Source organism: Cupriavidus basilensis, assembly GCF_000876015.1.
In the GTDB taxonomy this organism is placed as follows: Bacteria; Pseudomonadota; Gammaproteobacteria; order Burkholderiales; family Burkholderiaceae; genus Cupriavidus; species Cupriavidus basilensis_B.
Genome location: NZ_BBQM01000020.1, coordinates 230,862 through 249,374, shown reverse-complemented (window position 1 = coordinate 249,374; position 18,513 = coordinate 230,862). Strand labels below are relative to the sequence as shown.

At 69.4% G+C, this 18,513-nt stretch carries 17 protein-coding genes; 1 reads left to right on the top strand and 16 read right to left on the bottom strand.

Annotation, left to right across the window (positions count from 1 at the left end; genetic code table 11):
- Nucleotides 1-19 precede the first annotated feature (19 nt).
- The 4 genes from KF708C_RS35835 to KF708C_RS22940 all read right to left on the bottom strand — a co-directional run bounded on the left by KF708C_RS35835 (nucleotide 20) and on the right by KF708C_RS22940 (nucleotide 4,750).
- Nucleotides 20-181 carry a hypothetical protein gene (locus KF708C_RS35835; protein ID WP_155888316.1) on the bottom strand — a complete coding sequence of 54 codons (162 nt, stop codon included), beginning with the start codon at nucleotides 179-181 and terminating at the stop codon, nucleotides 20-22.
- A gap of 162 nt (nucleotides 182-343) precedes the next feature.
- A complete protein-coding gene (gene rluB / locus KF708C_RS22950) occupies nucleotides 344-2,335 on the bottom strand; it encodes a 23S rRNA pseudouridine(2605) synthase RluB (protein WP_059413379.1) in 1,992 nt (663 codons plus the stop codon).
- A gap of 5 nt (nucleotides 2,336-2,340) precedes the next feature.
- The gene (gene scpB, locus KF708C_RS22945) at nucleotides 2,341-3,393 is read right to left on the bottom strand and encodes an SMC-Scp complex subunit ScpB (protein ID WP_059413378.1); all 1,053 of its coding nucleotides are present in this window, start codon (nucleotides 3,391-3,393) and stop codon (nucleotides 2,341-2,343) included.
- Between the two features lie 601 nt (nucleotides 3,394-3,994).
- Nucleotides 3,995-4,750, bottom strand: a complete 756-nt coding sequence (locus KF708C_RS22940; RefSeq protein ID WP_059413424.1) for a sulfite exporter TauE/SafE family protein — start codon at nucleotides 4,748-4,750, stop codon at nucleotides 3,995-3,997.
- Between the two features lie 288 nt (nucleotides 4,751-5,038).
- On the opposite strand from KF708C_RS22940, the gene fnr reads away from it, so the two are divergent.
- Entirely contained in the window at nucleotides 5,039-5,764 is a 726-nt protein-coding gene (gene fnr / locus KF708C_RS22935) for a fumarate/nitrate reduction transcriptional regulator Fnr (RefSeq protein WP_020424013.1), read from the top strand.
- 205 nt (nucleotides 5,765-5,969) lie between these two features.
- Here the strand turns inward: fnr and KF708C_RS22930 are convergent, their stop codons facing one another.
- From KF708C_RS22930 to odhB, 12 genes are all read right to left on the bottom strand, one after another.
- Complete coding sequence (locus KF708C_RS22930; RefSeq protein WP_020206629.1) at nucleotides 5,970-6,215, bottom strand: hypothetical protein; 246 nt, start codon at nucleotides 6,213-6,215, stop codon at nucleotides 5,970-5,972.
- Between the two features lie 2 nt (nucleotides 6,216-6,217).
- Nucleotides 6,218-6,436: a FixH family protein gene (locus KF708C_RS22925; protein WP_059413377.1), complete on the bottom strand. Its 219-nt coding sequence runs from the start codon at nucleotides 6,434-6,436 to the stop codon at nucleotides 6,218-6,220.
- 53 nt (nucleotides 6,437-6,489) lie between these two features.
- A complete protein-coding gene (gene ccoG, locus KF708C_RS22920) occupies nucleotides 6,490-7,989 on the bottom strand; it encodes a cytochrome c oxidase accessory protein CcoG (RefSeq protein ID WP_029044379.1) in 1,500 nt (499 codons plus the stop codon).
- A 52-nt stretch (nucleotides 7,990-8,041) separates the two neighbouring features.
- A complete protein-coding gene (gene ccoP / locus KF708C_RS22915) occupies nucleotides 8,042-8,968 on the bottom strand; it encodes a cytochrome-c oxidase, cbb3-type subunit III (RefSeq protein ID WP_020206632.1) in 927 nt (308 codons plus the stop codon).
- 3 nt (nucleotides 8,969-8,971) lie between these two features.
- The gene (locus tag KF708C_RS22910; RefSeq protein WP_020206633.1) at nucleotides 8,972-9,169 is read right to left on the bottom strand and encodes a cbb3-type cytochrome oxidase subunit 3; all 198 of its coding nucleotides are present in this window, start codon (nucleotides 9,167-9,169) and stop codon (nucleotides 8,972-8,974) included.
- 3 nt (nucleotides 9,170-9,172) lie between these two features.
- The gene (ccoO, locus tag KF708C_RS22905) at nucleotides 9,173-9,853 is read right to left on the bottom strand and encodes a cytochrome-c oxidase, cbb3-type subunit II (RefSeq protein WP_059413376.1); all 681 of its coding nucleotides are present in this window, start codon (nucleotides 9,851-9,853) and stop codon (nucleotides 9,173-9,175) included.
- 19 nt (nucleotides 9,854-9,872) lie between these two features.
- Complete coding sequence (gene ccoN / locus KF708C_RS22900) at nucleotides 9,873-11,324, bottom strand: cytochrome-c oxidase, cbb3-type subunit I (RefSeq protein WP_020206635.1); 1,452 nt, start codon at nucleotides 11,322-11,324, stop codon at nucleotides 9,873-9,875.
- A 144-nt stretch (nucleotides 11,325-11,468) separates the two neighbouring features.
- Nucleotides 11,469-11,615 (bottom strand): cbb3-type cytochrome oxidase assembly protein CcoS, encoded by a 147-nt coding sequence (gene ccoS, locus KF708C_RS22895; protein ID WP_020206636.1) that lies wholly within the window; start codon nucleotides 11,613-11,615, stop codon nucleotides 11,469-11,471.
- Between the two features lie 3 nt (nucleotides 11,616-11,618).
- Nucleotides 11,619-14,192: a heavy metal translocating P-type ATPase gene (locus KF708C_RS22890; RefSeq protein WP_059413375.1), complete on the bottom strand. Its 2,574-nt coding sequence runs from the start codon at nucleotides 14,190-14,192 to the stop codon at nucleotides 11,619-11,621.
- A 141-nt stretch (nucleotides 14,193-14,333) separates the two neighbouring features.
- A complete protein-coding gene (zapE, locus tag KF708C_RS22885; RefSeq protein ID WP_059413374.1) occupies nucleotides 14,334-15,431 on the bottom strand; it encodes a cell division protein ZapE in 1,098 nt (365 codons plus the stop codon).
- A 203-nt stretch (nucleotides 15,432-15,634) separates the two neighbouring features.
- Nucleotides 15,635-17,071 (bottom strand): dihydrolipoyl dehydrogenase, encoded by a 1,437-nt coding sequence (gene lpdA / locus KF708C_RS22880; RefSeq protein ID WP_059413373.1) that lies wholly within the window; start codon nucleotides 17,069-17,071, stop codon nucleotides 15,635-15,637.
- 139 nt (nucleotides 17,072-17,210) lie between these two features.
- Nucleotides 17,211-18,461 carry a 2-oxoglutarate dehydrogenase complex dihydrolipoyllysine-residue succinyltransferase gene (odhB, locus tag KF708C_RS22875; protein WP_059413372.1) on the bottom strand — a complete coding sequence of 417 codons (1,251 nt, stop codon included), beginning with the start codon at nucleotides 18,459-18,461 and terminating at the stop codon, nucleotides 17,211-17,213.
- Nucleotides 18,462-18,513 lie beyond the last annotated feature (52 nt).

Below are 18,513 nucleotides of genomic sequence, written 5' to 3'. Positions count from 1 at the left end.
TATTCCCGAATAATGGCCATCAATACCGTGGCAGACCCAGCCCACCGGCATCGCCGCCCTTCTTGCCGAAGGCGGCTTCGCAGCCTGCTTGCCTGCCCGTCACCCCGACCGGCGCGCCGTGCGAGGACGGCACGCATGCGGATTGGGCGAACCAAAAAAAAATGGGCGCAATGCCCATCATTCGCCCATCCTTTTTCAGGATGACTTTTGAATAGACTTGGATTATACGCCGTCGCGGTGCAAAAGGCAAAGAGATAGCCGGGAGAACCCGGACGGGCGAGCGGCACGCACCGCACTTCGCCCCATCCCGGCCTGCGCGCCGGCCATCCTGCACCAGAAGGCGTCAGCGGTTGCCGTCCCGGCCGCCGCCGCGCGGGCGGCGATTGCCGCCAGCCTTGCCGGCCTGCGGCATCACATTGCCGTTGACCTCGCCGCCGCCGCCGCGGCGCGGCCCGCGGCCCTGGCCGCCGCCCATGCCGCCGAGACCACCCATGCCGCCCATGCCACCGCTGCGGGCACCGCGGCCGCCCCGGCCGCCAGCCCCGCCGCCCATGCCACCCATGCCGCCGGGGCCGCGCGGCAGGCCTGCCGCGGCGCCGCCCAGCTTGGTGGTGTGCGAGGTCAGCAGGGTCGGGCCGCCGATGTAGCCCATCGAGGTCTGCATCGGGTCCGGCTGGCCGCGGCCGGCGCCGCTGCCGCGCGGGCCGTTGCTGCGGTTCACGCGCGGCAGGCCGTCCATGCCGGTCGGCATCGGCATGCCGGCGATGGCCGCCTCGGTGCGCGCCTTGCGCCCGGTGACCTTGCTGCTGCCGCCCTTGGGCTGGCCGTCGCCCTTCGCGGGCGCCTTCAGGCCGATCGAGGCCATCAGCGCGCGCACGTCGTCGGCGGCGAGCTCCTGCCAGCGGCCGCGCTTGAGGCCGCGCGGCAGCAGGAACTGGCCGTAGCGCGTGCGGATCAGGCGCGACACGGTCAGGCCCACGGCCTCGAACATGCGGCGCACTTCGCGGTTGCGGCCTTCGGTCAGCGCCACGTGATACCAGTGGTTGATGCCTTCGCCGCCGCCGTCGGCGATGCGCAGGAAATTGGCCTCGCCGTCGTCGAGCTTGATGCCGTGCAGCAGGCGCTGGCGGTCGGCCTCGGCCAGTTCGCCCAGCGTGCGCACCGCGTATTCGCGCTCCACGCCGTAGCGCGGGTGCATGAACTTGTTGGCGATGTCGCCGGAGGACGTGAAGATCAGCAGGCCTTCGGTGTTGAAGTCGAGGCGGCCCACGGCCACCCACTTGCCCGCCTTGATGCGCGGCAGGCTGTCGAACACGGTCGGACGGCCTTCCGGGTCCGACTGACTGACGATCTCGCCGGCCGGCTTGTGGTACAGCAGCACGCGCGGCGGCTTGGTCGACACGCGGCGGTGGATCAGCTTGCCGTTGACGCGGACCTGGTCGGCCGGCAGGATGCGCTGGCCGATGTGGGCCGGCAGGCCGTTGACCGAGACGCGCCCCTGCAGGATCAGTTCTTCCATCTCGCGGCGCGAGCCCAGGCCGCCCTCGGCGAGCACCTTGTGCAGCTTGGGCGCGTCGTCGTCGGCCGACAGTTCGCGCACCGGCTTGGCCTTGGCGCGCGCGCTGCCCGCGTCTTCCTGGTCGTACTGCCCGGAAATCACGAAGCGGAACAGGTCTTCGCCGCTGACCGCGGCGGCCGCCGGTGCCTTGTCGGCCGCGCCCGGGGCCTGGCGCTGCGCGCCGCCCTTGCCCTTGCCGCCCTTGCCACCCTGGCCCGCCGGGCGGGCACCGCCCTGTGGCTGGCCTTGCTGGCCCTCGGCGCCGCCGCGGCGGCCCGCGCCCTGCGCCTGCTGGCCCTGCTGCGGCTTGCGCTTGCGCGCGCCGTTCGGGTTGGCGCGGGCGCCGTCGCGCTGGCGTTCGCCGGCGGCCTCGCCGCCCGCATCGGTGCCGGCGGCATCCGCGCCGGGCGCGCGGCGGCCGCGCTGGGCCGGGCGCTCGCCCTGCTCGCCGGCCTGCGCCATCTCGCCGTCGGCGGGCTTGCGCTTGCCGCGGGTGCGGCCCTTGCGGACGCCGTCGCCGCGCGGCTGGCCATCGGCCGCGCCCGCCTCGGCGCCGGCCGCGGCCGGCTCGCCGTCCGCGGGACGGCCGCCCTCGCGGTCCTGCGCGGCCTGGCGGCGCGTGGCCACCAGATTGCGCAGGCCGCGGCGCAGGCCTTTGCGGCGCGGTGCGCCTTCGGTGCCATTGCCGGCATCGCCGGCATCGCCGGCCGGCGCATCCGCCGGGCGGACGTCTTGATCAACGGAATCGGACAAGGTATTCACATTCGGATGTTGCATGGTGTTCAGTTGGACACGCGCTCGTCGTGCTCATCGTGCTCGCTGGGGTGCGCCGGATCCGCCGGGTTCGTGCCCGGCGCATCCGGGGCTTCGGGCTCCTGCTCGCCGGAGGCCACTTGCACGTGGTAACCGTTGGCCGGGGCTCGCGCTTCCGTTTCTTCTTCCGCCTCGCCGCCGCTCGCGGCGGGCTCCGCCTCGGCAGCGGGTTCTGGTTCTGGTTCTGGTTCTGCTTTCGGGGCCGGCTGCGCCGCGCCGGCCGCCTCCGCTTCCGTTTCCGCCCCGGACACGGTCGGGAATTCGGGTTCGGAGATACCGGGTTCCTCATCGGCCGGCAGGGCATCCTGCACGGCCTCGGGGGCCGCCTCCGCCTGTTCAGCCACGGGTGCTTCGGCTTGTGCCTCTTCGCCGGCGGCATCCGCCTGCGCGGGCGCGGCTTCGTCGGGCTCCGCCTGCGCGAAGGCTTCCTCGTCGCTGCCGTCGGGCAGCGCGCCGAGCGCCTCGAAATCGATCGGGGCCTGGTTCAGCAGCGCTTCCTGCGACTGCGCCTGGATGTCTTCCAGCGGCGGCAGCTCATCCAGCGTGCGCAGGCCGAGGTCGTCCAGGAAGGCCTTGGTGGTGGCGTACAGCGCCGGGCGCCCGGGCACGTCGCGGTGGCCAATGACCTCGATCCAGCCGCGGTCCTCGAGCTTCTTCACCACTTCGGTGCTCACCGTGACACCGCGGATTTCCTCGATGTCGCCCCGCGTCACCGGCTGGCGGTAGGCAATGATCGCCAGCGTTTCCATCACCGCGCGCGAGTACTTGGGCGGCTTCTCGGGGTTGAGCCGGTCGAGATACTCGCGCATCGCGGGGCGGCTCTGGAAGCGCCAGCCGCTGGCCAGCGCCACCAGCTCCACGCCGCGCTGATCCCAGTCGCGGCGCAGCTCCTCGAGCAGGACGCGGATGGTATCGGCACCGACGTCGTCGGCAAACAGCCGCCGCATGTCATGGACGCGCAAGGGTTCCTGCGCACAGATCAGCGCGGTCTCGAGGACGATCTTCGCCTCTTGGGTATTCATGTTGATTGCGTGCAGCCTGTCTTTGCACCTGCGCCCCGGACTGGCCCGGACGCACTGGAGATTGCGGGTTCAGCGGTGGGGATTGCCACCGCCATCTGTCCGCGCAGCCAGCCGCATGCTCGCTTGCATGTCGGCCGTGCGCTTTCCTGTCTTGCATCGGATGCCGGACTGGACCGGCAGGAGATCGTCCGGCCACCGGCGTTGCCTGCCGGTCGACGGAGCCCTTGCGTCGCGCCTTTCCCCCTGATGTGGCGGACCTGTCCGGCGCGACGCAGGTCGCACCGGGTGCAAGAAAAAACGGATATCGGCCCTGCTTGGCCTACGCTGCTTGGCCTGATTCACCCCGCCCTGCCGAGGCTGGTCTTTTGAACCGAATCTTTTAAACCGGACGGCGGGTGGGGAACGGTCCCTGGCGGTCGTACTTGCCTGGGGAGTTCCTGGCATGCATCCCTGAGAGCGAATGCTAACCGGCGATGCCACGGTGAAATACGCTGCGCGATATCGCTGTTCTTGCGATTGTATGGCATTCCCAGCCAAACCTGCAACCGCTTCCCTTGCGCGGCCGCCGGCCCGGGTGCGCGGCACGCCACGGGACGGCCCGTCAGAACACCAGGCAGAAGCCGTGCGCCGCCAGCGATTCCGGCAAAAGCAACGCGCGCGCCACACCCGCCACGCCGAAGCCGATCACGGCGAAACCGGCCACGGCGCGCACCGCCGGACGGCGCGTCAATTGCCGCAGATAACCCGACAGACCCGAAATCACCAGCAGGTTGGGCAGCGTGCCGAGCCCGAACACGGCCATCACCAGCGCGCCCGAGGCGGCGTTGCCGGCCAGCAGCGACAGCGCCAGCGCGCCGTACACCATGCCGCACGGCACCAGCCCCCAGGCCAGGCCCATGCCGTAGCGCCGCGCCAGCCGCGCCTGCGGCAGCGCCATGCCGGACAGCCGTCCGGCCGCGCCCAGGCCGCGCAGCAGGCCGCCCGCGCCACGCGCCGCCAGCCGCTCCAGCCAGGCCGTGCCGAGCATGCGGCCGCGCAGCATCCACAGCCCCGACACCACCAGCATCGCGCTGCCGGCGCCGAACAGCCAGCGCTGCAGCGGCAGGTACTGGGCCTTCCAGACACCGGCGCCCAGCGCGCCGAGCAGCGCGCCGAGCAGCGCGTACATGCTGAGGCGCCCGGCATGCATGACCAGCAGTTCGAGCAGCCAGTGCCCGGGCCGGCGCAGGATGGTGGCCGGCACCCGGGCCACGCCGCCCTGCTCGGCCGCCAGCGCGATCCCGCCGCACATCGCCGCGCAGTGCACGCCACCCAGCAGAGCCAGGGTAAATACGCTGAAAAGCACGCCTATGGTCAACATCCACTCCCTGTCCGGCCGTTTGGCGCGGTAAAATGCGGTCGACGCGCCCCCGCAGATCCCAGAGGCGCTGTCGACTTCCAGTCCAGCGCCTGCGCCTGCGCGCGTGTTGCAGGCATGACGGCGAGCCGCCGCACAGCACCCCGCAGAGGGTGCGGATGCGCCAGGCCCGCGCGCCGGACTTGACGTCGCCAGTGTCTGTAACCGACGTCATCGACGTCAAGCTCTCGACGCCATGCGCCTGCTTCGCCGCGCTGGGTTGACTGCGTTAAACCGGACAGGCCCCAATTGCTCACCACCATTCCTATCTCCGAGATGTCGCCCCGCTGCTCCACGTGCTCGCTCGGCCAGCTTTGCCTGCCGGTCGGCATGACGCAGCACGACCTCGACAAAATGGACACCCTGGTGCAGGAACGGGTGCGGGTACGCAAGGGCGAAACCCTGTACCGCCTTGGCGATCCGCTCACCGCTGTCTTCGCGATCCGCTTCGGCACGCTCAAGACGCACCTGACGATGGAGGATGGCCGCTCGCAGATCACTGGTTTCCACCTGCCCGGCGAAGTCGTCGGGCTCGACGGCCTGGGCGAGATGCAGCACGCATCCGATGCCACCGCGCTCGAGGATACCGAAGTCTGCGTGGTCCGGTTCGGCGATCTCGAATCGCTCTCCGGCGCCCTGCCCTCGCTGCAGCACCAGTTCATGCGCCTGATGAGCCGCGAGATCTCGCAGGACCAGGTCATGCTGATCACGCTCGGCTCGATGCGCGCGGAAGAGCGCCTGGCGGCTTTCCTGATGAATTTGTCGGAGCGGCTGTCCGCGCGCGGCTACTCGTCCTCCGAGTTCGTGCTGCGCATGAGCCGCGAGGAGATCGGCAGCTATCTCGGGCTCAAGCTCGAGACGGTCAGCCGGCTGTTCTCGCGCTTCGCCGAGGCCGGCCTGATCCAGATCCGCCAGCGCCACGTCAAGCTGGTCGACATGCCCGGCATCAAGCAGATCGTCAACAAGTCCTGCTGACCGCCCTGCCGGGCCGCCGGCTCCGGCGTCCTCCGGGCGAGGCGTCCGCCGGGCGGCGCGGGCGCGCCGGTTCGCGCCGCTCATCTCGTCTATTCCCTGTCCGTTCCGCGCTTGTTGCGCTTGTTGCGCTTGTTGCGCTCATCGCGCCTGCCGCGCTCATCGCGTCCGTTGCGCCCATCCCGCACGCTCCGCGCCCGTTCCACGTCTATTCCAGCTCGTCCGTGTCGGCCAGCCGCGTCGGCATGGTGTACAGCGTGAGCCCGCTCGACAGCGAGCAGAGCACCCACGCGAACAGGAACCCCACCGTGTAGACCGCCTCGCGCGAGGCCTCCACCTGCTGCCCGAAGAAACGCAGCTCGCCCGGGTCGACCATCGAGAACACCAGCGCAGTCGCCAGCCCGCCCACCAGGAAGCCGGGCCACAACACCCACATCAGCCAGCGCAGCCTCATGGTCACCTCGCCTGCGCCGTGGCCGGCGCCGCGGGGTGCGCGGCGGCGGCGGTCTTCTCGACCACCAGCCCGTGCCGCGCCACGCCTTCCTCGATCGGCCGGTCGGGGTGCGACATCGCCAGCCAGATGGTGAACCCGCAGGCCACCATCGCCACCAGCGGGCCGCTCATCAGCAGCCACGGCCAGGGCTCTTTCCACCAGGGATTGCTTTGCTGCGTCATCTGGCCTCCTTTGGTTGTCTGTCCGATGCGGGCATCCGTCACGGCTGCCCGCATCACAGATTGCGCGGCACGATGAAGCTCGTGCTCTGGCTGATCTCCGCGCCGCGCGCGCCCGCGGCTTCGTCGCCGGCGGCGGTCACGGTCACGTGGATCTTGTGGGTACCCTGCCCCGCGGCGTCGATCGGCACGCGCACGCGCACCGGAATCAGGCGGTTCGACGTCGGATCGAGGTCGCCGGCGCTATGGTCGTATTCCACCGTCAGGCCCTTGAGCTCGTCGCTGTCCGCGCTGATCGCCACGCGCATCGGCGCCTCGGTGGTGTTGATCAGCTGCAGGCGGTACACGTTCTCGATCCAGCGGCCTTCCACTTCGCGGCCGAGCGCGCCGCGGTCGCGGATGATGTCGACCTTGAGCGGCGTGCGCATGGCCAGCGAGGCCATGAAGCCGCCCACCAGCGCCAGCCAGATCACCGAGTACACCACCGTGCGCGGACGCACCAGGCGCTTGCGCGCCACGGCTTCCGAGAGCGCGCGGCGCATGGCGTTTTCCGAGGTGTAGCGGATCAGCCCGCGCGGATACGCCATCTTGTCCATGACCTGGTTGCAGGCGTCGATGCAGGCGCCGCAGCCGATGCAATCGTACTGCAGCCCGTCGCGTATATCGATGCCGGTCGGGCACACCTGCACGCAGATGCTGCAATTGACGCATTCGCCCAGCCCCGAGGCCTTGTAGTCGGCCTTGCGCGAGCGGCTGCCGCGCGGCTCGCCGCGGCCCACGTCATACGTCACCACATAGGTGTCGCGGTCCACCATCACGCTCTGGAAGCGCGCATACGGGCACATGTACTTGCACACCTGCTCGCGCATGAAGCCCGCGTTGCCCCAGGTGGCGAACGCATAGAACAGCATCCAGAAGGTCTGCCACGGGCCCAGCGACAGGCTCAGCACCTGGCCGCCGAGCGCGCGGATCGGCGAGAAGTAGCCGACGAAGGTGAAGCCGGTCCACAGCGCGATCAGGATCCACAGCGAATGCTTGGTGGCCTTGAGGCGCAGCTTGCGCGCGCTCCAGGGATCGCCGTCGAGGCGGATGCGGGCGAAGCGGTCGCCTTCGACATGCCGCTCGATCCACATGAAGATCTCGGTATAGACCGTCTGCGGACACGCATAACCGCAGAACAGCCGCCCGGCGATGGCGGTGAACAGGAACAGCGACAGCGCCGAGATCACCAGCAGCACGGCGAGATAGATCACGTCCTGCGGCCACAGCACCAGGCCGAAGATGTAGAACTTGCGCGCGCCGAGATCGAACAGCATGGCCTGGCGGCCATTCCACTGCAGCCAGGGCATGCCGTAGAAGAACAACTGGGTCAGCACCACGACCCACACCCGCCAGCGCGAAAACGCGCCAGTCACCGAGCGCGGATAGATCTTGCGGCGGACTTCGTACAGGGTTTCGTCGGAGCTCTGCGCATCCGCCGTGGCGGATGCGGGCTCCCGCTGAGCCGCGGGCAAGGTACGGGACCTGGCAAGCGGCTCCGGTTCGGGGGCATTCATGGATTCTCATCTCCGCCTGCGCGGATACCGCGCAGGCATACTACGTCCAGACTCATTGCCCGCTCCCGGTACCTGCCCCACTGGTGTTGGACAGGCCCCAGACATAGGCGGTCAGCATGCGGATGCGCTCGGGCGTCAGGATTTCCTCGTGCGCGGGCATGTGGTTGTTGTGGCCCTTCTGGATGGCGTCGACGATGTTCGCCTCCGAGCTGCCGTACAGCCACACGTTGTCCGACAGGTTGGGCGCGCCCAGCGCCTGGTTGCCCTTGCCGGTGGCGCCGTGGCAGGCCGCGCAGGTCGACTTGAAGGTGCTCTCGCCGCGCGAGGCGCGGATCGGGTCGGACGCCAGGCCCGACAGCGAGCGCACGTACTGCGCCACGTCGCCGGACAGCTTGGCGTCGATGGCGGCGCCCAGCGGCGGCATCACGCCGTTGCGGCCCTTGGTGATGGTCTGGGTGATGGTGGCGGGGTCGCCGCCGTACAGCCAGTCGTTGTCGGTCAGGTTGGGAAAGCCGCGGCTGCCGCGCGCGTCCGAGCCGTGGCACTGCGCGCAGTAGTTGAGGAACAGCCGCTGGCCGATCTCGCGCGCCTGCGGGTCCGCCGCCACCTGGGTGACGTCCATCTTCATGTACTTGGCGTAGATCTCGTTCTGCACCTGCTCGGCGGCCTTGCGGTGCGCGGCCAGTTCGCCCTGCGTGGAGAACTTGAGCACGCCGGCGTACGAACCGAGGCCCGGGTACAGCACCAGGTAGATCAGGCCGAAGATGCACGCCAGCAGGAACATCCACATCCACCAGCGCGGCAGCGGGTTGTTCAGTTCGCGCAGGTCGCCGTCCCAGACGTGGCCGGTGTCCTGCGTGGCGTCCGCGACCTTGGCCACGCGGCGCTGCGAGAACAGCAGCCACACGCACCAGACGATGCCGACCAGCGCGATGGCGGCAATGTAGTAGCTCCAGAAATCCGTGAAGAAGTCGCTCATGACTCAGTGTTCCTGCTTGGTGTTGTTGGCGCCGGCGGGGCTGCGCTCATGGCGGGCAGCCAGCGGCTCGTCGGGCAGGGCGAACGGCAGCATGGCCGACTCCGCGTTGGCGGGCTGGCGTCCGGCCGACCAGGCCCACCAGCAGATCGCGAGGAACGCGGCCATCGAGATCACGGTGGCGCATGCAGTGATGATCGCCATGATTTACTCCTTGGCCGGCGCGGCCGGCGCCGCGGGAGCGGCCGCCGCCGTATCGACGCGGACGTTGCGCTTGCTGATGCCGAGTTCCTGCAGGTAGGCCACCAGCGCGTCTTCCTCGGTCTTGCCTTCGAGCGCGGCGGGCGCCTGCGCGATCTCGGCATCGGTGTAGGGCACGCCCAGGCGCCGGAGCGCGCGCATGCGGTCGCCGATGTCGCTGGTCTTCAGCGCGGCCTTCTCGAGCCACGGATACGACGGCATCACCGATTCGGGCACCACGTCGCGCGGGTTGCGCAGGTGGATGCGCTGCCAGTCCTCGGAGTAGCGTCCGCCCACGCGCGCCAGATCGGGACCGGTACGCTTGGAGCCCCACAGGAACGGGTGGTCGTAGACCGACTCGCCCGCGGTCGAGTAGTGGCCGTAGCGCTCGGTCTCCGCCTGCAGCGTGCGCACCTGCTGCGAGTGGCAGCCCACGCAGCCTTCGCGGATGTAGATATCGCGGCCCATCAGGCGCAGCGGCGAATACGGCTTGATGCCCGGATCCGGCTCGGTGGTGGAGTGCTGGAAGAACAGCGGCACGATCTGGACCAGCCCGGCGATGCTGACCACCAGGATGGTGCAGATGATCAGCCAGCCGATGTTCTTCTCCAGGGTCTCGTGCGAAAAGAAGCTTTGTTTCTGCGACATCGTTTCTGTCCTGGCGTAATCAGTGGGCGGAGGCGGCGGCGGTCGTCGCCGGGATCGGCGCGTCCACGGCAGGCTTGCCGATGATGGTCTTGGCCACGTTGTAGGCCATCAGCAGCATGCCGGAGAGGAAGCACAGGCCACCGAGCAGACGGATCAGGTAGAACGGATACTTGGCCTTGACCGCTTCCACGAAGGCGTAGGTGAGCGTGCCGTCAGGCTGCGTGGCGCGCCACATCAGGCCTTCCATCACGCCGGCGATCCACATCGAGGCGATGTACAGCACCACGCCGATGGTGGCGATCCAGAAGTGCAGCTCGATCAGGCGCACGCTGTACATCTCCTTCTCGCCGAACAGCCGCGGGATCAGATAGTAGAGCGAGCCGATCGAGATCATCGCGACCCAGCCCAGCGCGCCGGAGTGCACGTGGCCGATGGTCCAGTCCGTGTAGTGCGACAGCGCGTTGACGGTCTTGATCGACATCATCGAGCCCTCGAAGGTCGCCATGCCGTAGAACGACAGCGCCACCACCAGGAACTTGAGGATCGGGTCGGTGCGCAGCTTGTGCCAGGCGCCCGACAGGGTCATGATGCCGTTGATCATGCCGCCCCACGACGGCGCCAGCAGGATCAGCGAGAACACCATGCCCAGCGACTGCGCCCAGTCCGGCAGCGAGGTGTATTGCAGGTGGTGGGGACCGGCCCACATGTACGTGAAGTTGAGCGCCCAGAAGTGGACGATCGACAGGCGGTACGAGTAGATCGGGCGGCCGGCCTGCTTGGGAATGAAGTAGTACATCATCCCGAGGAAGCTGGTGGTCAGGAAGAAGCCCACCGCGTTGTGGCCGTACCACCACTGCACCATCGCGTCCTGCACGCCGGCGTAGGCCGAGTAGGACTTCCACATCGACACCGGCATCTCGATGTTGTTGACGATGTGGAGGATGGCGATGGTCAGGATGTAGGCGCCGAAGAACCAGTTGGCCACGTAGATATGGCGGGTCTTGCGCTTGACGATGGTGCCGAAGAACACGATCGCGTAGGCCACCCACACCAGCGTGATGAGGATGTCGATCGGCCATTCGAGCTCGGCGTATTCCTTCGAGCTGGTGATGCCCATCGGCAGCGTGATGGCCGCGGCTACGATCACCAGTTGCCAGCCCCAGAACGTGAAGGCCGCGAGCGGGCCGCAGAACAGGCGCGCCTGGCAGGTGCGCTGCACCACGTAGTAGGAGGTGGCGAACAGCGCGCTGCCGCCGAAGGCGAAGATCACCGCGTTAGTGTGCAGCGGGCGCAGGCGCCCGAACGACAGCCACGGCGTGTTGAAGTTGAGCTCAGGCCAGATCAGCTGTGCTGCGAGCAGCACGCCGACGGCCATGCCCACGATCCCCCATACGACAGTCATGACGGCAAATTGCCGCACGACGCCGTAATTGAAGGTGTCGGCGCGAGAATGCGCGGCGGTGACATCCATTCAGACCCCCAGATTGTAAAAACAAATTTGATGATGTGACTGTAGAAAAACGCGGCCCTGGGTGCGTTGATCTGTATCAAGCGCATCGGAAAGCCGGGGAACTCGCCCCGCGGCGCCCGCTGCACGACCGTGCCGGAGCACGGTTCAGGGCTTGTCGTTGTCCAGCAGGATGGCCTCGGCGGGACGGTCGAGATCGTCGTACTGGCCGGCGTGCAGTGCCCACCAGAGCGCGCCGGCGATCACCGCCACCAGCACCAGGCTCATCGGCACCAGCAGGTAAAGCATGTCCATGCGTCAGTCTCCGGTTCCGGTCTTGCCCGTGCGCAGCAGGCGCCAGGCGTTGGCCACCACCAGCAGCGACGACACCGACATGCCGATGCCCGCCATCCAGGCGGTGACGTGGCCGGTGGCCGCCAGCGGGATGGCGATGACGTTGTAGGCGAAGGCCCAGACAAGGTTCTGCCGCACCACGCGGCGCGTGCGGCGCGCGGTGCGCAGCGCCTGCGCGATCTCGGCGATGCGCCCGTGGGCGAGCACCGCGTCGGCGCCGGCCTGGGCCAGCGGCGCGCCGCTGCCGATGGCGATGGAGACCTGCGCCTGCGCCAGCACCGGCGCGTCGTTGATGCCGTCGCCGACGGCCAGCACCACCGCGCCGGCACGCTGCAGGCTCGCCACGTATTCGCGCTTGCCCTCGGGTGTGACGCCGCCCTCGCGGCGCGCGATGCCGAGATGGTCGGCCCACCAGTTCACCGCCGCCGGCGTGTCGCCGGACACCAGGTGCGTGGTCACGCCGAGCCGGCGCAACTGCGCCAGCAGCGTGGCCGCCTGCGCGCGCGCGGTATCGGCCAGCGCGAACACGGCCAGCATGCCGCCGGCGTCGCCGAGCCAGACCAGGGTCGCGCCGCGGCGGTCGCTGGTGGCCAGCGTGGCGGCGATGGCGTCCGCGTGGTCGGTGCCGCTGCCGCGGCTGCCCGCCAGCGCGGCTACGAACTCGCGCCGCCCCAGCCGCAGGCGCCGGCCATCCACTTCGGCCTCCAGCCCCTGCCCCGGCACGTTGCGCACCGCGCCGACCGTGTGCGCGTCGCCGGCCAGTCCCCGCGCCTGCGCCGCCTCGACGATGCCGCGCGCGAGCGGGTGCTCGCCGGAGCGCTCGATGGCGGCGGCCAGGCCCAGGCTGGCGGCCACGTCGGCCGCGCCGAACGCATGGGTCTGGACCAGCGCGAAGCGGCCTTCGGTCAGCGTGCCGGTCTTGTCGAGCATGACGTCGGTGACGCCGGCCAGCGCTTCGAGCGCATGGCCGCGCGTGAGCAGCACGCCGCGCCGCGACAGCGCCGCGCCCGCCGCGGCCAGCGCCGCCGGCGTGGCCAGCGAGAGCGCGCACGGGCAACTCACCACCAGCACCGCCACCGTCACCAGCAGCGCGCGCGCGGGATCGATCCACGCCCACCAGACCACGCCGGCCAGCGCGGCCAGCACCAGCAGCACGGCCACGAACCAGCCCGCCACGCGGTCGGCCAGCGCGGCCAAGCGCGGCTTCTCGGCCAGCGCGCGGTCCAGCACGGCGACGATCTCGGCCAGCCGCGTCGCCGCGCCCACCTTGACCACGCGCAGCTCGAGCGGGCTGGCGGTGTTGAAGCAGCCGGCCAGCACCGTGTCGCCGGCGGCGCGCGCCACCGGGCGGCTCTCGCCGGTCAGCATCGATTCGTCGAGCTCGCTGGCGCCGGCCACCACGGTGGCGTCGGCGGGCACCACCTCGCCGGCCTTGACCCGGATCAGGTCGCCCGCGCGCAGGCGCGCCACCGGCACGCGCTCGCCCGTGCCACCCTCGTCCCGCAGGCGCTCGCAGGTGGACGGCAGCTGGCGCGCCAGCATCTCGGCGCCGCTGCGCGACGCCTGGCGCACGCGCAACTCCAGGTAGCGCGCCAGCAGCAGGAAGGCCACGAACATCGTGACCGAATCGAAATACACCTCGCCGCTGCCGCGCAGCGTGGCCACAGTGCTGGCGAGGAAGCCCGCGCCGACGCCGATGGCCACCGGCACGTCCATGCCGAGGTGCCGCCGGCGCAGCCCGCGCCACGCGCCGGCGAAGATCGGCGAGGCCGAGTACAGCACCACCGGCAGGGTCAGCACCAGGCTGGCCCAGCGCATCAGCTGCAGCTGGCCGGGCTCGATGGTGGCTTCATGGGTATAGATCGGCCATGCGTACATCATCACCTGCATCATGCCGAGCATGGCCACCGCCATGCGCATCAGCAGGCCGCGGCGCGCGTGGCGGTCCTGACGGTCCGAGCGCGACACCTCGAACGGCCACGCGAGGTAGCCGATCCCGGCCAGCGCGGCCAGCAGCGCGGACACCGGCTGCTCGGCGGCGCGCCAGCGCACCACCACGCGGCGCGTGGCCACGTTGGCGATCACGGATTCCACGCCGGGCAGGCTGCCCAGGTGCTGCTCGATCAGCCAGGCGCAGGCGGCACAGCGGATGTTCTCGGGAGCCAGCGTGATCTCGGCGCGCGCGGCGTCGAGCGGCCGCACGAACTGGGTGCGCAATTCCTCGGTGTCGTAGGCGGCCCAGACCGGCTCGGCCTCGCGCCGGGCGGCATCGTCGATGGGGCGCGCGAAGCGCGCCTGGTCGCCGTACAGGTGGCCGAAGCCGGCGGCATGGAGGGTCTGCGCCAGCGCCTGGCAGCCGCCGCAGCAGAAGGCCTGGTCCTCGCCGCCGATGACGGCATGCAGCACCGGCTCGCCAGCGACGAAGGCCTGCCCGCAATGGAAGCAGCCGCCCCGCGCGCCAGCGGCCGGCGCGGCGGCGCTGGCCGGCGGCGTGGTCGCGATGGAAGCGGACAGGGATGCGGCGGCGGAAGGGGGCATTGGGACTCTTTTTTTACCATTGGCATGGTATGAGCCCCCCGGGCAAGCCGCCTTGATACAGATCAAGCGGGTGGATCAGGCGCGCCGCGCGGCGGCGCGCCGGTGTGGCCAGCGCCTCGGATCGGCGCTCAGATCGGCGCCTCAGGTCAGCGAGGTATCCACGGTGCGACGCGGCGATTCCAGGTATTCGCGCGACTGCATCTCGATGATGCGCGACACGGTACGGTGGAATTCGTTGGACATCTGACCCTCGGTGTAGAGCTCGTCGGCCGGCACCTCGGCCGAGATCAGCAACTTGACCTTGTGGTCGTAGAAGACGTCGATCAGCCACGTGAAGCGGCGTGCCTCGGACGACATGCGCGGCGTCATCTTCGGCACGTCGGACAGCACCACGGTGTGGAACTGCGTGGCCAGCTCGAGGTAGTCGTTCTGCGAGCGCGGCCCGCCGCACAGCGTGGCGAAATCGAACCACACCGCCCCGCCGGCCTTGCGCAGCGCGCGCAGCTCGCGGTGCTCGATGTGGAGGATCGGCGCTTCGTCGGGCACGCCGGCGATGCTGGTGAAGGCGTGGCGCAGCGCGGCGCTGGCTTCGGGCCCCAGCGGCGTGTGGTAGGCCTGCACCTGCTCGAGCGCGCGCTTGCGGTAGTCGATGCCGGCGTCGACGTTGAGCACGTCGAGCTTGTGCTGCAGCAGCGCGATGGCCGGCAGCACGCGGTCGCGGTGCAGGCCGTCCGGGTAGAGCAGGTCCGGGCGGTAGTTGGAGGTCATGACGAACTGCACGCCGTTCTCGAACAGCTGCTGGAGCAGGCGGTGCAGGATCATGGCGTCGGCCACGTCGTTGACGTGGAACTCGTCGAAGCAGATCAGGCGGAAGCGCCGCGCGATGCGCCTGGCGAGCTCGTCGAGCGGGTCCGGGCGGCCGCGCAGTTCCTCGAGCTGGCGATGGACCTCGCGCATGAACTCGTGGAAGTGCAGGCGTGTCTTGCGCACCACCGGCACGCAGGTATAGAAGCTGTCCATCAGGAAGGACTTGCCGCGCCCCACCCCGCCCCACAGGTACACGCCCTTGGGCACTTCCGGGTGGACCAGCAGCTTCTTGAGCGTGCTGTTGCGGCGGCTCTTGTACGCGACCCACTCGTCGTAGCACTGCTGCAGCCGCGCGACGGCGCGCAACTGCGCCTCGTCCGAGGTGTAGCCGCGTTGCTTCAGTTCCTGCTCGTAGTACTCACGGACGTTCATGCTGACTGCTTGCGCTGGTGCCGGCACGGATGGCGACGGGCCGGGCTGGAAATGGAACGGGGATCGGGAGACCGGAGGATCAGGGAGCGGGACCCGCGGCGACGGCGCCTGCGCGCCCTGCCGCCCCGAAAGCGAAAACGGCGCGCCGCTGGAGCGGCGCGCCGGTACTCAACGACACGCTGGCCGATAGGCAGGCATGCGCCTTACATATTGAGCTGGCGCTTGTCCACGGCGAGGGCGGCTTCGCGCATGACTTCCGACATCGACGGATGCGGATGGCAGGTGCGGCCGATGTCCTCGCTGGCGGCCTTGAACTCCATCGCCACCACGGCTTCGGCGATCAGGTCCGAAGCGTTCGCGGCAACCACGTGCACGCCCAGGATCTCGTCGGTCTTGGCGTCGGCCAGCATCTTGACGAAGCCTTCCGGATGGCCCATGCCCAGCGCGCGGCCGTTGGCCAGGAACGGGAACTGGCCGGACTTGTACTCGCGGCCCTCGGCCTTGAGCTGCTGCTCGGTCTTGCCCACCCAGGCGATTTCCGGGAAGGTGTAGATCACCCACGGAATGCAGTTGTAGTCGATGTGCGGCTTCTGGCCGACGATGCGCTCGGCCACGGCCACGCCTTCGTCTTCCGCCTTGTGCGCGAGCATCGGGCCGCGCACCACGTCGCCGATGGCCCACAGGCCCGGCACCTTGGTGGCGCAGTGGTCGTCCACCTCGATGAAGCCGCGCTGGTCGGTGGCCAGGCCGATGGCGTCCAGGCCCAGGTTGTCGGTGTTGGGCACGCGGCCGACCGACACGATCAGGCGGTCCACTTCCAGGGTCTGGGCGGCGCCGTCCTTGTCGGTGTAGCTGACGGTGACGCCGTCGGCGCCGGTCTTGACCGCGTCGACCTTCACGCCGAGGCTGAACTTCAGGCCCTGCTTGGTCAGCAGCTTCTGCGCTTCCTTGGCCACGCCTTCGTCGGCGGCGCCCAGGAACGACGGCAGCGCTTCGAGCACGGTCACGTCCGCGCCCAGGCGGCGCCACACCGAGCCCAGCTCGAGGCCGATCACGCCGGCGCCGATCACGCCCAGCTTCTTCGGCACGCTGTCGAACTTGAGCGCGCCTTCGTTGTCGCTGACCAGCTTGTTGTCGACGGTGATGCCCGGCAGGTGGCGCGCCTTGGAACCGGTGGCGACGATGACCTGCTTGGCGGTCACGACCTCGGTGCCGGCCTTGCCGGCGATCTCGACCTGGAAGCCCTCGGCGGTCTTGCCGGTGAACTTGCCGTAGCCCTTGAGCAGCGTGACCTTGTTCTTGCGGAACAGGAACTCGATGCCCTTGGTCATCTTGCCGACCACGTCGTCCTTGCGCTTGAGCATCTTGGCGATGTCGACCTTGACGTCGCCCACGGTGATGCCGTGGTCGCCCAGGTGGTGCTGCACGTTCTCGAATTCTTCCGAGGAGGCCAGCAGCGCCTTGGAGGGGATGCAGCCCACGTTCAGGCAGGTGCCGCCCAGGCGCACTTCGTCCTTGGGATCGTCATAGGCATTGCCTTCGCAGCAGGCCACGTTCAGGCCGAGCTGGCCGGCGCGGATGGCGGCGATGTAGCCGCCGGGGCCGGCGCCGATCACCAGTACGTCGAATTGTTTGCTCATGGATTTCCTTTTGCGGCCCTGGCGGGGCAACGTCGCCCGCCGGGCCGCCATCAACTCTTCGGTCCGCCCTGCCCGCCCGCGCCACGCGGATGGCGGGCGCGGCGGGCACGGCTTCGGTCACTGCGGTTGCAGCAAAGGCTTACAGGTCCAGCAGCAGGCGTGCCGGATCTTCCAGCGCGTCCTTCATCGCGACCAGGCCCAGCACGGCTTCGCGGCCGTCGATGATGCGGTGGTCGTAGGACATCGCCAGGTAGTTCATCGGGCGGATCACGATCTGGCCGTCTTCCACCACCGGGCGGTCCTTGGTGGCGTGCACGCCCAGGATGGCCGACTGCGGCGGGTTGATGATCGGGGTCGACAGCATCGAGCCGAACACGCCGCCGTTGGAGATCGAGAACGTGCCGCCGGTCATTTCCTCGATCGACAGCTTGCCGTCCTTGGCCTTCTGGCCGAATTCGGCGATCTTCTTCTCGATGTCGGCCAGGCTGAGCTGGTCGGCGTTGCGCAGGATCGGCACCACCAGGCCGCGCGGCGAACCGACCGCGATGCCGATGTCGAAGTAGCCGTGGTAGACGATGTCGTTGCCGTCGATCGAGGCGTTGATCAGCGGGAACTTCTTCAGCGCGTGGACCGCGGCCTTGACGAAGAACGACATGAAGCCCAGCTTGACGCCGTGCTCCTTCTCGAAGCGGTCCTTGTACTTGTTGCGCAGGTCCATCACCGGCTTCATGTTCACTTCATTGAAGGTGGTGAGGATGGCGTTGGTGGCTTGCGATTGCAGCAGGCGCTCGGCGATGCGCGCGCGCAGGCGGCTCATCGGCACGCGCTCTTCCGGACGGTCGCCGAGGGCGGCGAAGTCGACCGGCGCGGCCACTTGCTGCAGCGCGGGCTTGGCGGCGGCGGGTGCCGGGGCGGCCTTGGCGGCCGGCGCGGCGGCGGCGCCCAGCACGTCGCCCTTGGTGATGCGGCCATCGCGGCCGGTGCCGGCGACCTGGCTGGCCGACAGGCCGCCTTCGGCCATCAGCTTGGCGGCCGAGGGCATGGCCACGGCGCCGGCAGCGGCGGGCGCGGCGGCCGGCGCGGCAGCGGGTGCCGGGGCGGCGGCCGGGGCGGGAGCGGCGGCGGCGGGCGCGGCGGCGCCGGCGGTGGCTTCGGTGTCGATCTTGGCGATCACTTCGTCGGCGACCACGGTGTCGCCGTCGTTGCGGATGATCTGCGACAGCACGCCGGCCGACGGGGCCGGCACTTCGAGCACGACCTTGTCGGTCTCGATTTCGATCAGGATTTCGTCCTGGGCAACGGCTTCGCCCGGCTTCTTCTTCCAGTTCAGCATGGTTGCTTCCGCAACCGATTCAGAAAGTTGGGGGACCTTGACGTCAACAATAGCCATGGTTTTTTATTTCCTTTGGTATTCGTATGTGCTTCACGCGTGCGGCAAAAAC